Raw genomic sequence first — 12,817 nt, forward strand, 5'->3', positions numbered from 1 at the left:
GCGTACGCCTTCGTCGTCACCTCGCCCGCGATGTGCACGAGACCGGTGGTGATGAGCGTCTCGACCGCGACGCGGGAGGCCGGATCCGCGCGCAGCAGTGCGTCGAGGATGGTGTCGCTGATCTGGTCAGCGATCTTGTCGGGGTGACCCTCGGTCACCGACTCGGAGGTGAAGAGCCGTTTTGTCATGTCGCGCATGAGAACGTCGGCTCCCCGCAGCCCGCAATCGGACTTGGCTGAGTCACCGCACGGCTCCCGGCCGGCGCACGCTTGGGCAGGTCAGGCGGCACGGTCGAGGACCTGAGCCGTCCCGGTGCGGTCCGCCGCCCGCTCCCGTGCCCGTAGCAGGGAGCGGTACAGCAGGATCGCGGCGAGGCCGGCGGTCCCGTACAGCAGGCTCATGCCGAGGGCGGGGACGAAGGCGCCGACGGTCACGCACAGGGCCGCGATGAGCAGTCCGGCGCGGGCGTTGAGGGCGTAGGCGGCCATGTACTTCGTACGGGCCTGGGCGGGCACCAGGTCGGCCAGCAGGGTCTGGCGGACGGGGATGCTGGCGATCTCGCCGAGGGTCAGCAGCACGGCGGCGCCGATCAGCACCCAGGCGTCGTTGCTGACGGCCCAGACCATGTAGCCGGCGGTGAACGCGGCGATCCCGGCGTAGAGCCGGGTCCGCTCGGAGGCCCGGCCGAGGAGGGTCTTCGCTGCCAGGACCAGGGCCACCACGAGGGCGGCGTTGACGGCGCGCAGGATGCCGAGGATCGCGACGCCGTCGACCGCCGGCGTCCAGGAGCCGATGGTGGCGAGGGTCTGGCGCGGGAACTCGTCGGCGAGACGCACCGCGATGTAGTAGCCGATCTGCATCTCGACGGCGGCGATCAGGGCGGCCGCGGTCAGCTGCCGCAGGAAGAGCCGGTCGCGGCCGACCGCGAGGTAGCCGCGCAGCATCGCACGGGGGCCGGTCGCGACGTCCTTGCCGGTGGCGGGCGCGGTCTCGCTGATCCAGCGCCAGATCACGAGGGTGGTCAGCGCGCAGGCCGCGGCCGCGCCGGTGAGCAGCTGCGTGAAGTGCCCGTCGTAGAGGAAGCCGCCGATCAGGGCGCCGACGGTGAAGGCGACGTTGATCGACCAGTAGTTGATCGTGTAGACGAGAGGGCGACTCTCGGGGGTGGAGACGTCGACCATCATCGCGTCGGCGGCGGGGGTGGCCAGCTGCGCGGCGCAGGTGTTGGCGAGGAAGAGCAGGAACGTCGCCACGCCGGAGGACCACCAGGGCGAGTTGGCGAGCGCGAGCAGCGCGAAGCAGACGGTCGCGCCGAGCTCACCGGCCACGAGCAGGGGCCGTCGCCCGTACACGTCGGCGAGGTGGCCGCCGATGAAGTTGCTCGCGATGCCTGCGGCGGCCACGGCGAGGGTCAGGGCGCCGGCCGTCGCCGCTCCGTAGAGCGCCGCCAGGTGGATGATCAGCAGGGGCATCAGCATGACGGAGAGCAGGCGCTGGACGAATCCGACGCAGATCCGCAGCCGGATGTTGGGGTGCAGGTCTCGGAAGTTCACTGCGAGCTCCGGGGGCCGGCCGGGCCGCGGTCGTCGGCGAGCCGGCCGCCCTTGCCCCAGTGGCCGAGCTCGACGTCCCGGACGATCACCGTGACGGACTCCCGCGGACAGCCGGACACGCGCGTGACGACGTCGGTGATGCCTGCCACCAGATCGCCGCGCGCGGCGCGGTCGTTGCCCTTCCACCAGTTGACGGTGATCACCGGCATATCGGCTTTCCTTTTCTCGGCGGGGCAGATTCCGGAGAATTTCCGGGATGGCGGCAGAGTGATTCCAGGTATACCGAGGGGAACATGCCGGAGCTCTTTGGCCAAGAATCTCCGGTGTCGCGGGACCACTTGGCCAAGTTGCTCAAGTCGCGGCGCCTCGCGATGACCTGTTGCCCCGTCAACCACCCCGTGGTTTGCTCGGTGCCGTCCTGTCCGGCCGGTCCCGTCCGTCCTGCTGGATCGTTTCTCCCGTGGCCGGGATTCGCGCTTTCAGCTCGTGGGGGGCACTGTGCGCCGGCCCGGGAGACACAGGACTCCTGGCGATCTCGGAAGGAAACCGGTGTCCACGTTCGACATACGAAAGATCGGCGGCCGAATCGGCGCGGAGGTAACGGGCGTCGACCTTTCCGCCGGACTTTCGGATTCTGTTTTCGGGCAGATCAACGAGGCATTCCTTGAGCACAAGGTGCTCTTCTTCCGGAATCAGGACATCACCGACGAGCAGCAGCTCGCATTCGCCGGGCGGTTCGGTCCGCTCACGCGGAAACACCCGATGATGCGTGCCGTCGACACGGCTGCGCCGCACGTGCTCGCCGTGGACGGCGAGGACCAGCGCGCCGATCACTGGCACACCGACATCAGCTTCACCACCTCCCCTTCGCTCGGTACGACGCTGCGCTCCGTGGTGCTCCCGCCGTACGGCGGCGACACCCTGGTGGCCAACGCCGCCGCGGGGTACCGGGACCTGCCGGCCGAGCTGCGGAAGATCGCCGACCGGCTGTGGGCGGTGCACACCAACCACGCCGAGCAGCCGCGGCTGGGCACCGAGCGCGGTGACAAGGTCCGCGAGGCCTTCCTGTCCCGCCGGTTCGAGACCGCCCACCCCGTGGTGCGGGTGCACCCCGAGTCGGGGGAGCCGAGCCTGTTCCTGGGCGGCTTCGCCCAGTGGCTGGTGGGCATGGAGGTCCGCGAGTCCCGCCCGATCATCGACGTCCTGCAGTCGTACGTGCGCCGGCCGGAGAACACCGCGCGCTGGACCTGGCGCCCGGGAGACGTGCTGGTCTTCGACAACCGCAGCACGCAGCACTACGCCGTCAACGACTACGGCACCCACAAGCGGGTGCTGCACCGCGTCTCCGTCAACGGCGAGGTGCCCGTCGGCCTCGACGGGCGGCCGAGCTACGCCCTCAAGGAGGGCGAGTGAGCGCCCCCGGCCCGGCCGGCTTCGCCCGGCGGCTGCGCGGGCGCGAGCGGCTCGTCGGCTACTGGATCGCCTGTGACAACCCGGCCGGCACCGAACGCGTCGCCGGCCTCGGCTACGACTACATCGGCGTGGACGGGCAGCACGGCGTGATGCACCAGCCCGGCTGGCAGGCGGCCATGCTCGCGATCGACTCCCGGCGGCGGTCCGCCGGGATCATCCGCGTGCCGTCGGCAGACCCGGTCGCCATCGGGGTCGCGCTCGACACCGGGGCGCGCGGGGTCATCGTCCCGATGGTCGACACCGCCGAGCAGGCCCGCACGGCCGTACGGGCCTGCCGCCACCATCCGGCCGGGACCCGCAGCCTCGCCGGGCCGGTCCGCGCCGAGCTGCGGCTGGGCTCGGTGCCGGCCGACATCGACGACGAGATCGCCTGCGTCGTGATGATCGAGACGGCCGCCGCCCTGGAGAACCTCGACGCCATCTGTGCCACACCCGGTCTCGACGCCGTCTACGTCGGCCCGGCGGACCTGTCCGCCGCGCTCGGCGCCCGCTACTTCGGGGACCCCGCCGCGGCGGACGCCCTCGAAGCGGCACTGCGGCGCGTCACGGACACGGCGCGCGCGGCCAAGATCGCCTGCGGCATCCACTGCCTGGACGGGGAGAGCGCCGCCAAGCGGCTGACGGAGGGCTTCACCTTCGCCACCGTCTCCAGTGACATCACCCACCTTCAGCAGGTCGCGGCGGCACACCTGGCCGCTGCCGCCGCCTGACCGGCCATGACACTTCTTGGGGGAGCAGTGACGACGCAGACCGAGCCGTGGTCCGCCACGGCGGCCGGCAGAGCGCCCGCCCGGTCGCTGGACGACCTGGTGGGCAACACCCCGCTGCTGGAGGTCGGCCTGCCGGGGCTGGCGGCCTCGGTGCGGCTGCTGGCCAAGCTGGAGATGTTCAACCCGCTGTTCAGCGTCAAGGACCGGGCCGCGCTCGCGATGCTGCGCGACGCCGAGGAGCGGGGGCTGCTGCCCCTGTCCGGCGGCACCGTCATCGAGTGCTCCTCCGGCAGCACCGGGATCTCGCTCGCGGCGCTGTGCGCCCGGCGCGGCCACCGCTGCGTCATCGTCATGCCCGACAACGCCACCGAGGAGCGCCGCCTCATCCTGGCGGCGCTGGGGGCCGAGGTGGTCCTCGTACCGCACCGGGACGGGCTGATGGCCGCCTGGGCGCACGCGGAGGAACTCCAGCGGGCCACACCCGGCTCGTGGGTGCCGCACCAGGACCGCAACCCGGCCAACGCGCGCGCCCACTACGACGGCACCGGCCCGGAGATCTGGGCCGCCACCGCGGGCGCGGTCGACGTGCTCGTGTGCGGGGTCGGCACCGGCGGCACCCTCAGCGGTACCGCCCGCTACCTCAAGGAACGCCGGGACGTGCACGTCGTCGCCGTCGAACCGGCGCGCTCCGCCGTCCTGTCCGGCGGCGAGGCGGGCCCGCACGGCATCCCGGGCATCGGGGCCGGCTACGTCTCGGACATCACCGACCTCACCCTCGTCGACGAGGTCGTCGCCGTGCCGGACGAGGCCGCGGCCACCACCGCCCGCGAGATCACCCGAGCCACCGGTCTGCCGGTCGGCGTCTCCTCGGGAGCCGCCGCCTGGGCCGCCCGCAGCGTCACCGCGGATCCACGCTGGGCGGGTGCGACGGTGGTCACGGTCTTCCCCGACAGCGGGGAGCGCTACCTGTCCATGGCACGCGGCTGACCCGTCGTCTCCTCACGGAAAGACAGGCAGCAGACATGTGCCGGATCTACGGCTACTTCAACGCGGTCGCCTCACCGCACGAGATGCGCACCGTGGCGGCCCTCCAGCACCACGGCGGCCCCGACGCAACCGGCATCCACCAGGCGGACGGCTGGGGGCTGGGCAACAACCGGCTCGCCGTCGTCGACCTTGACGGCGGCCGGCAGCCCTACGGCGAGGGCGGCCTGCTCCGGGTCGTCTTCAACGGCGAGATCTACAACCACGGGGCGCTGCGCCACCGCCTCGAAGCCCTCGGGCACACCTTCGACGACCACTGCGACGGCAACGTCATCCCGGCCCTGTACCTGGAGTACGGGGACGACTTCACCGAGCACCTCGACGGGATGTACTCGATCGCGCTGGTCGACCTGCGCGGGGAGCGGCCGCGGCTGCTGCTGGCCACCGACGGGATCGGCATGAAGCCGCTCTACTACCGGTGGGACGCGGCGGCCCGCTCGCTGCACTTCTCCTCCGAGATCCCGGCCCTGTTCGGCTTCGGCGGTGCCGTGGCGCGGGTGCGGGAGACGGCGCTCGACGCCTACCTGGCCACGCGGACGCCGTTCGGCGGGCAGACGATGTTCGAGGACGTCGAGGTGATGGCGCCGGCGACGACCCTGGTGTGCGTCCTGGGCGGTGTCCCGCGCAGCCGCCGCCGGCCCGTGGCGGACGTGCAGCGGCCGGGCCCCGGTGACGGGGCGGCGACCGCGGTGCGGGTCCGGCGCGCGCTGCGCGAGGAGGTCGGGCGGCTGCTGGTCGCCGACGTGCCCGTCGCGCTGATCACCTCCGGCGGGCTCGATTCCAGTCTGGTGACCGCGCTGGCGGCCGAGCACGGCCCGGTGCACTCCTTCAACATCGCCTACAAGGGCGACTGGCCCTTCGACGAGCGGCATTTCGCCCGGCAGGCCGCCGAGCGCGCGCGGGCCGCGTACCACCAGGTGGAGATCGACCCGGCGGACTTCCCGGCGCTGCTGGAGCGGACCGTATGGCATCTGGGCCAGCCCAACGCCGATCCCATCGCGCTCAGTACGTACGCCCTGTTCCAGGCGGTCCGCGCGGCCGGGTTCACCGTCGCGCTGACCGGTGACGCCGCCGACGAGGTGTTCGGCGGGTACGAGCGGATGCGGCACGCGGCGGAGACGGCCGCGGCCGGCGGCGACTGGGCGGCCGGCTACCTCGACGCGCTGTCGGCCGTCCCGGCCGCCGTGCGCCGGTACCTGTACACCGACGACTTCCGCGACGCGCTGCGCGGGATCCCGGCGCTGCCGGCCGACGCGGAGCACGATCTGCGCCGCGGGCCGGGCACGGTGCTGGAGCGCGTCACCCGTTTCGAGCTGGGGTACCGGCTGCCCGCCTACCACCTGCGCCGGGTCGACCACTTGAGCATGGCCGGGTCGATCGAGGTGCGGCTGCCGTTCTGCCAGAGCTCCGTGGTGGACCTCGGCCGGTCGCTGCCCGACCGGCTGCGGCTGTACGACGGGCAGGTCAAGCGGACCCTGTACGCGGCGGCCGCGGGCCTGCTGCCCGACAGCGTGCTCACCCGTCCCAAGCAGCCGTTCACCCTTCCGATCACCGCGATGCTGCGCCCCGGGGCGCCGATGTGGTCCTACGCGCGGGACCTGCTCACCCCCGCCCGGCTCGACGCGGACGGCCGGCTCGACGCCGCCGCCGTCCAGGCGCTGTTCGCGGCCCAGGCCGAACGGCCCGGCGACGCCACGGCGCTGGCCCTGTGGTCGCTGCTCACGCACGAGGTGTGGCGCGAGCAGTTCCGGCCGGGCCTCGCCGGCGCGACGCCGTCGGCGGCCGCGCCGGCACCGGTGGCGGTGGCGGTGTGATCGGGCACCTGGCCTACGCCGCGGGCAGTCCCTGCCCGACGTTCGTCCTCGACGCGGGCCGACTGCCGCGCGAGGAGACGGCCCTGCTCGACCACCTGACCGAGGCCCGCCGCTATCTGGTGTCGGCCGGTGGCGCGCACGTCCTGAAGATCGCGCTGGTGGAGCCGTCGGCGCACCCGATGTTCGATCTCGACTACCGATTCGTGCAGGCGCTGCCGGGTGCGCCCGACCGGTTCGACCTGCGGGGCTCCTGCGGCCACTCGATCCTGTCGGCGGTCGTCGCCGCGGCCCGGTCCGGGATGCTGGAGCGGCTCGTGCCGGGCGTACGGATCCGCGTGCACGTCCTGAACAACGGCGACGGCGTGGTCTGCGAGGTCGACCGGGTCGAGCGCGGCGAGGTCCGCTTCACGGTCACCTTCGTCCAGCCCCGGCCGGTGCCGTTCGCGCGGCTGCTGCCCACGGGTGCGCCGCGTACCGTGCTCGACGTGGCCGGGGAGCGCCACGAGGTGTCGATGGTGGCGAGCGCCAACACGTACGCCTTCGTCGACGCGCGGACCCTCGGTGTCCCGGACACCGCCGCCCTGTTCGGCGCCGGGAAGGATCTGCTGGCCCGTCTGGAGCTGATCCGCGGCGCCGCCGCCGGGCTGCTGGGGTGGCGTCCCGACGGAGCCTTCCCCAAGATCGCCGCGATCCTTCCGGGAGCGGACGGCGCCATCTCCGCGCGTGCGGTGACCGTGCCGGGCTGGCATCCGACGATCGCGCTGACCGGGGCCGTGTGCCTGGGTACGGCCGTGCGCGTGCCGGGGACGGTGCCCTGGCGCATCGCCCGTGAACTGGGCGCCGGGGATGGCCTGGTGGACATCGAGACCAGTGGCGCCCGCACGGCGGTCGCCGCCGTCACCGCGGTGCCCGGCGGGAGCGGGGAGGACGGCGAGCTGCTGTGGGCGAGCGTCGCGCACAAGCGCGTCACCTTCCTGGGCTCCTTCGTCCTGACACCCCTGAGTCATCTGCAATTCGAGGAGGTCGCCCAATGCCTGGCGCTGTCGGGAGCCGCATGAGGCCCCAGCTGGGACCCGAGCTGCGCGAGCGGCTGTACGCGTCCGCTCAGCGGGCCGCGACGGCCGGTGAGCCGGACCGTGAGGTGCTGTCGGCGCTGCGCGCCAGCGGGCTGCTGGCCACCGCCGTGCCCCGTGACCACGCGGGCGCGGGCGGCGACGCCGCCGACGTCAACCGGGTCGTCGCCGAGATCGCGGCCGCCAATCCGTCGGTGGCGATCATCGCGTTCCAGCACTTCGCGGTGAGCGCCCGGATCGCCGAGTGGGGTAGCACGGAGCAGAAGGCGCGGCTGCTGCCGGGCCTGGCGGACGGCAGTGTGCTGGCCGCCTCGTCGTGGAGCGAGAACGGCGCCGGCGCGGCGAAGCAGAACCTGTCCAGTACGGGCGTGCGCCGCCCGGAGGGCGGCTGGGTGCTGAGCGGCGCCAAGACGTTCACGACGGGCGCCGCGGTCGCCGACCTGTACCTGGTGCTGGTGCGGACCGGTGCGGACGGTAGCGGCGGGGAGGCCGCGTACGGGGCCGCCGGGCAGACGTTCTTCCTGGTCGGGGCCGACAATCCCGGTCTCGTCCCGGACCTGGGCCTGGACCTGGCCGGGATGCGGGGCTCGGCGACGGGGCTGGTCACGCTCGACGGCTGTGTGGTGGCCGACGCGGACCGGCTCGGCCCCGAGGGGTATGCGGCCTCGATCATCGCGGGCGTCCGCGAGAGCGGGGCCTCGCTCGGCGCGGTCTCGGTCGGCATCGCCGAGGCGGCCTTCGACCTCGCCGTCTCGCACGCGCGCGGCCGCGGGCTGCTGGCCCTGCCGACGGTGCGCCACCGGCTCGTCGGTCTGGCGACCCGGCTGGAGGCGGCGCGCGCGACGGTGGAGCGGGCCGGCGCCCGCACGGCTCCCGATCCGGGGCTGGCCACCCTGCACAGCAAACTGCACGCCACCGCCGCCGCCGAGGAGATCTGCCTCGATGTCGCGCGGATGCTCGGCTCGGCCGGGTACGGGGCGGGCGGCGGCGCGGACCGGCTGCTGGCGGACGCCCGCGGGGTGGGCCTGATGGGGCCGACCAACGACCTCTGCCGGGAGCTGGTGGCGCTGTCATGGACCGACTGAGCCCCGCCGCCGGATCGCCGGCCGCCGAACTCGTCGTCAGCGGCCGTCGGCTGGTGACGCCGGGGGGCGTGCGCTCCGGGCACCTGCTGATCCGGGGCGGCCGGATCACGGCGGTCGCGGACACCGACACGGCGCCCGCCGGAGCCGAGCGGATCGACGCGGGCGACCACTACGTCCTGCCCGGTCTCATCGACTCCCACGTGCACTTCCGCACCCCGGGCCTGACGTACAAGGAGGACTGGGAGCACGGCAGCCGCGCCGCCGTCCGTGGCGGGGTCACCACGGTGATGGACATGCCGAACACGGTGCCGCCGACGCTGACCGCCGAGGCGGTGCTGGCCAAGCGCGCCCTGGTGGCGGGCCATTCGCTCGTGGACCACGGCTTCCACATCGGCCTGGACCCGGACCGCCCCGAGCTCCTGTCGGACCTGGACCCGGCCGTCGCCACCAGCGCCAAGATCTTCATGGCGGGCCACCACACCGCGCCCACCGTGGTGCGCGAGCCCGCCCAGCTGGAGAAGGCCTTCGTCGCCGCCGCCGAGGGCGGTGTCCAGCTGGTCCTGCACGCCGAGGACGACGGGCTGTTCGCGCTGCTCGACGCCTGGTGGGGGGAGCCCGGCAGCTATCTGGAGTACGAGGCGCGCCGCCCGCGCACCGGGGGCATCGTGGCCGTCGCGAAGGTCATCGAGCTGGTGCGGCGGTACGGCACCCGGGCGCACATCCTGCACCTGTCCAGCGCGGAGGAGGCCGACCTGGTGTGCGCGGCCAGGGCCGCGGGGCTCCCGGTCACCTTCGAAGTCACCGGTCACCACCTGTCGTTCACCGACGAGGACACCCGGCGCCTGGGCGCCCGGACCCGACTGTCGCCCTCGATCCGCGCCCGCGGCGACCAGGACCGGCTGTGGCAGGCGGTGTGGGCGGGCCAGGCCACCACGGTGGGAAGCGACCACGCCCCGCACACCGTCGCGGAGAAGACCCGGACACCCGCCCAGTCGCCGCCCGGGCTGCCCGGCGTCCAGGAGCTGGCCGTGGCCGTGTGGACCGGCATGCGCCGGCGCCGGCCGCAGGAGGACCCGGACACGGCGATCGCCCGCCTGGCGCACCACCTGGCCGCGGCGCCGGCGGCGCTGTTCCGGCTGCCCGGCAAGGGGCGTCTGGAGGCGGGCGCCGACGCCGATCTCGTCCTCTTCGCGCCCGACGAGCCCTGGATGTTCTCCGCGCACGACGTGGAGAGCAAGTGCGGCTGGTCCGCGTACGAGGGCTGGACGTTCACCGGCCGCGTCGAGCGCACGCTGCGCGCCGGCCGCACGGTGTGGAACCGGGCCGACGGGTCCTTCGGCAGGTACGACGGGCGCCCGCTGGGGGCCACCGGTACGCACGACACGGCCACCGCGGCCGGACAGGAGGCCTGATCCATGGGGAAGCGACAGTCCGTGGTGGTGGCGGGCGGCGGGATCGGGGGGCTGGCGACGGCCGCCGCGCTGGCCGGCCACGGGTTCGACGTGACCGTCGTCGAACGGGCCGGCCGGATCGACTCGGGGGGCTCCGGGCTCGTGCTGTATCCCAACGGGGTGCGGGCGGCCGACGCCCTCGGGGGTCTGGTCGGCGAACGCGTCCGGGCGGCGGGCCACGTCACCGCCGACGACGAGGTGCGGGTGCTGATGGACGCCTCCGGTGTGGTCCTCGCCGAGGAGCCGATCGGCGCCGCGGGCCGGGAACTCGGCGCCCCGCAGATTCCGCTGCTGCGCCGGGACCTGCACCGCGCGCTGCTCGACGACGCGCTCGCCGCGGGGACGGCCCTGCGGCTGGGCACAGCGGTGGAGGACTACCTCGCCGCGGGGGAGCAGGTCCGCGTCCTGCTCTGCGACGGCGCCACGCTGGACTGCGACGCTCTGGTGGGCGCCGACGGCATCAACTCGGCGGTGCGCCGGCGGATGCTCGGCGACGGGCCGCCCCAGTACCGCGGTTACACCTCGGTGCGCGGCCGGACCTCGGGCTCGGTGCTCGGACAGCGCAGCCACGTGGTCAACGGGCGCGGCATCCAGCTGTTCATCGCGCCGGTCGGCGGGGACACCCTCTACTGGACCGCGAAGATCACCTCACCGCCCGGTGTCTGGCCCGCCCTGGGCCCCCTGGGTGCCCGGCGCGCCCTGGTCGAGGCCCTGGAGGGCTGGTACGCGCCGGTCGTCGACCTCGTACGGGACGCCGACCCCGACGACCTCGTCGTCACCGACATCCACGACCGTGACCCGGCGCCCCGCTGGACCGACGGCCGGGTCGTGCTGCTCGGCGACGCCGCGCACCCGATGGTCCCGGCGCTCGGCCAGGGCGCCAACATGGCGCTGGAGGACGCGGTCGTCCTCGGCGAGGCCATGGCCGGCGCCCCGTCCGTGCCGGCGGCCCTGGAGGCATACGCGCGTGAGCGCGCGGAGCGGGCCGCCGCCGTCGTACTCCAGTCGCGCCGCCAGGGCTCCCTCGACCAGGGGGCCGGCAAGGCGGCCGAATCGCGGCGCAACGCCCGTATGAGCTCCTCCGGACGCAAGGACTCCGAGCTCGGCGCCGTGGTCGGCTGGCGCCCTCGGGCCGGGCGCCCGAGCGCTCCCCGGCCGCCGGAACCCCGCGCGGCGGATCGCACGAAGGAAGGTGTGGCAACAATGGGAACACCGCACGTGGTCCTGGTCAGCGGGTCGCTGCGAACGGGGTCGACGTCGGACCGGGTGGCCGACTGGTGCGCCCGGGAGTGCGCCGCGCGGGGGGCGACCGTACGCGTCTTCACGGGCGCGGAGATCGACTTTCCGGCGTACCGGCCGGGGCTCGCGGCGACGAACGGGAAGGTCGCGGGGTTCCTGGACGAACTGCGCCGGGCCGACGGTGTCGTCCTGGTGTCCCCGACCTACCACGCCACCGTCTCGGGGCTGCTGAAGAACGCCCTCGACTTCGTCAACGACATCGACGGTCCGCTCCCCTACCTGGACGGCCGCCCGATCGGGACGGTCGCGGTCGGCGCGGGCGCCCAGGGCGCGGTCTCGACCCTGACGACGCTGCGCACCATCGGTCACGCGCTGCGCGGCTGGCCGACGCCGGTGGGGGTGGCGGTGGCCGGGGTTCCGGCGCCGCCGGCCGCGGACGGGGCTCTCTCGCCGGAGGGCGAGCGGCTCGTCCAGATGGTGTCGCAGGTGATGTGGCTGGCCGGCGCGCGAGCCGCGGCCGCGCCCGCGCGGCCGGCCCTCGTCGGCGCCGCGCCGGCCGCCTGAACACCGGCCCGTACCCCGTACCCGGGTCCCGCATCGAGGGACCGCATCCGAAGAGAGGAAGCACACCCATGCCGCGATCCCACGAGGAGTTCACCGCCGGGCCGAGCCGGCTCGGCCCCGTGTGGCGTGACGCGAACGTCCGCTCCGGCCCTTCGCTGGAGAGCCCCGTCATCCGGCTGCTGCTGCCGGACGCGGCCGTCGGCTACGAGGCCGAGGGGTGGTCGTTCGGCGACGAGGTCGTCGAGGGCGAGCACCACGGCGGTGTCATCACCAGTTCCGTATGGTTCCGGCTGGCCATCGGCGGCTGGTCCAGCGCCGTCAACTTCGAGCCGGAGACGGTGGCGGCCGTGCTGGCGGAGTCCGCCACCGCCGCCTGAGCCCGGCTGGTTGTCCGGTCGCATAAGAGCAGTTCAGAAGATGCGTGAGTGGTCCGCCCCTTGAAACGATCGGTTCAGCAGAGGCACTCACGGGTCTCTACAACCCTGTGCGGGCTCAGGCCCGCTCGACGAGAAAGGAGTGCTGGAATGGCTACCGCACTCAGCACGGAGATCCAGCAGCGCATCGTCGCGGAGACCGGCTCCGCCGCTCCGAGCACCGACGACGCCGTGGCGTTCGAGGCCTGGCTGGACGGCGTCCAGGAGTCCCACTCGGACCTCTTCGCCGGTGTCGCCACCGAGATCGAGTCGCTCATGGGCAACAAGATGGCGTGAGTCTGTCGACTCACGTGTGATCCGGTCGGCCGACGCGCGGGGGTGCTTCCCCGCGGGTCGGCCGACGGTCGTCAGGGGGAACCCCGTCATGTGCGGGGGAC

13 protein-coding genes are annotated in these 12,817 nt (G+C 73.7%); 10 read left to right on the forward strand and 3 right to left on the reverse strand.

Annotated elements, in window-relative coordinates; genetic code table 11:
• The 3 genes from IE248_RS33390 to IE248_RS33400 form a co-directional block, all read right to left on the reverse strand.
• Positions 1–188, reverse strand: a 188-nt coding sequence (locus IE248_RS33390; RefSeq protein WP_229895722.1) for an S-adenosylmethionine synthetase N-terminal domain-containing protein, incomplete at its 3' end; no start/stop codon positions are given.
• A gap of 90 nt (positions 189–278) precedes the next feature.
• The gene (locus IE248_RS33395) at positions 279–1,553 is read right to left on the reverse strand and encodes an MFS transporter (RefSeq protein ID WP_190032646.1); all 1,275 of its coding nucleotides are present in this window, start codon (positions 1,551–1,553) and stop codon (positions 279–281) included.
• Complete coding sequence (locus IE248_RS33400) at positions 1,550–1,762, reverse strand: tautomerase family protein (protein ID WP_008744129.1); 213 nt, start codon at positions 1,760–1,762, stop codon at positions 1,550–1,552. The genes IE248_RS33395 and IE248_RS33400 overlap by 4 nt, the downstream gene beginning before the upstream one ends.
• 340 nt (positions 1,763–2,102) lie before the next feature.
• On the opposite strand from IE248_RS33400, the gene IE248_RS33405 reads away from it, so the two are divergent.
• From IE248_RS33405 to IE248_RS33450, 10 genes are all read left to right on the forward strand, one after another.
• Positions 2,103–2,966: a TauD/TfdA dioxygenase family protein gene (locus IE248_RS33405; protein ID WP_190032647.1), complete on the forward strand. Its 864-nt coding sequence runs from the start codon at positions 2,103–2,105 to the stop codon at positions 2,964–2,966.
• Positions 2,963–3,736, forward strand: coding sequence for an HpcH/HpaI aldolase family protein (locus tag IE248_RS33410; protein ID WP_073776291.1), 774 nt, complete (start codon positions 2,963–2,965; stop codon positions 3,734–3,736). The genes IE248_RS33405 and IE248_RS33410 overlap by 4 nt, the downstream gene beginning before the upstream one ends.
• A 27-nt stretch (positions 3,737–3,763) precedes the next feature.
• Positions 3,764–4,723 (forward strand): PLP-dependent cysteine synthase family protein, encoded by a 960-nt coding sequence (locus IE248_RS33415; protein ID WP_037796765.1) that lies wholly within the window; start codon positions 3,764–3,766, stop codon positions 4,721–4,723.
• Between the two features lie 35 nt (positions 4,724–4,758).
• Positions 4,759–6,594: an asparagine synthase (glutamine-hydrolyzing) gene (gene asnB, locus IE248_RS33420; protein WP_190032648.1), complete on the forward strand. Its 1,836-nt coding sequence runs from the start codon at positions 4,759–4,761 to the stop codon at positions 6,592–6,594.
• The gene (locus IE248_RS33425) at positions 6,591–7,652 is read left to right on the forward strand and encodes a PrpF domain-containing protein (protein ID WP_190032649.1); all 1,062 of its coding nucleotides are present in this window, start codon (positions 6,591–6,593) and stop codon (positions 7,650–7,652) included. Before asnB ends, IE248_RS33425 begins: the two co-directional genes overlap by 4 nt.
• Entirely contained in the window at positions 7,649–8,752 is a 1,104-nt protein-coding gene (locus IE248_RS33430) for an acyl-CoA dehydrogenase family protein (RefSeq protein ID WP_190032650.1), read from the forward strand. Before IE248_RS33425 ends, IE248_RS33430 begins: the two co-directional genes overlap by 4 nt.
• Positions 8,740–10,164, forward strand: a complete 1,425-nt coding sequence (locus IE248_RS33435) for a dihydroorotase (protein ID WP_073797106.1) — start codon at positions 8,740–8,742, stop codon at positions 10,162–10,164. The genes IE248_RS33430 and IE248_RS33435 overlap by 13 nt, the downstream gene beginning before the upstream one ends.
• Positions 10,165–10,167: 3 nt before the next feature.
• On the forward strand, positions 10,168–12,006 hold the full coding sequence (locus IE248_RS33440; RefSeq protein ID WP_190032651.1) for an NAD(P)H-dependent oxidoreductase: 1,839 nt from the start codon (positions 10,168–10,170) through the stop codon (positions 12,004–12,006).
• A 68-nt stretch (positions 12,007–12,074) separates the two neighbouring features.
• Complete coding sequence (locus IE248_RS33445) at positions 12,075–12,383, forward strand: hypothetical protein (protein WP_037796760.1); 309 nt, start codon at positions 12,075–12,077, stop codon at positions 12,381–12,383.
• Positions 12,384–12,530: 147 nt separating this feature from the next.
• Positions 12,531–12,716, forward strand: coding sequence for a hypothetical protein (locus IE248_RS33450; RefSeq protein ID WP_037796758.1), 186 nt, complete (start codon positions 12,531–12,533; stop codon positions 12,714–12,716).
• Positions 12,717–12,817 lie beyond the last annotated feature (101 nt).

Origin of the sequence: Streptomyces goshikiensis, assembly GCF_014650555.1 — a bacterium.
In the GTDB taxonomy this organism is placed as follows: domain Bacteria; phylum Actinomycetota; class Actinomycetes; order Streptomycetales; family Streptomycetaceae; genus Streptomyces; species Streptomyces goshikiensis.

Bases quoted from the DNA above. Each gene is read 5' to 3' on its own strand.
- IE248_RS33400 (WP_008744129.1), bottom strand. From the start codon at position 1,762: ATGCCGGTGATCACCGTCAACTGGTGGAAGGGCAACGACCGCGCCGCG.
- asnB (WP_190032648.1), top strand. From the start codon at position 4,759: ATGTGCCGGATCTACGGCTACTTCAACGCGGTCGCCTCACCGCACGAG.
- IE248_RS33430 (WP_190032650.1), top strand. From the start codon at position 7,649: ATGAGGCCCCAGCTGGGACCCGAGCTGCGCGAGCGGCTGTACGCGTCC.
- IE248_RS33435 (WP_073797106.1), top strand. From the start codon at position 8,740: ATGGACCGACTGAGCCCCGCCGCCGGATCGCCGGCCGCCGAACTCGTC.
- IE248_RS33440 (WP_190032651.1), top strand. From the start codon at position 10,168: ATGGGGAAGCGACAGTCCGTGGTGGTGGCGGGCGGCGGGATCGGGGGG.
- IE248_RS33445 (WP_037796760.1), top strand. From the start codon at position 12,075: ATGCCGCGATCCCACGAGGAGTTCACCGCCGGGCCGAGCCGGCTCGGC.
- IE248_RS33450 (WP_037796758.1), top strand. From the start codon at position 12,531: ATGGCTACCGCACTCAGCACGGAGATCCAGCAGCGCATCGTCGCGGAG.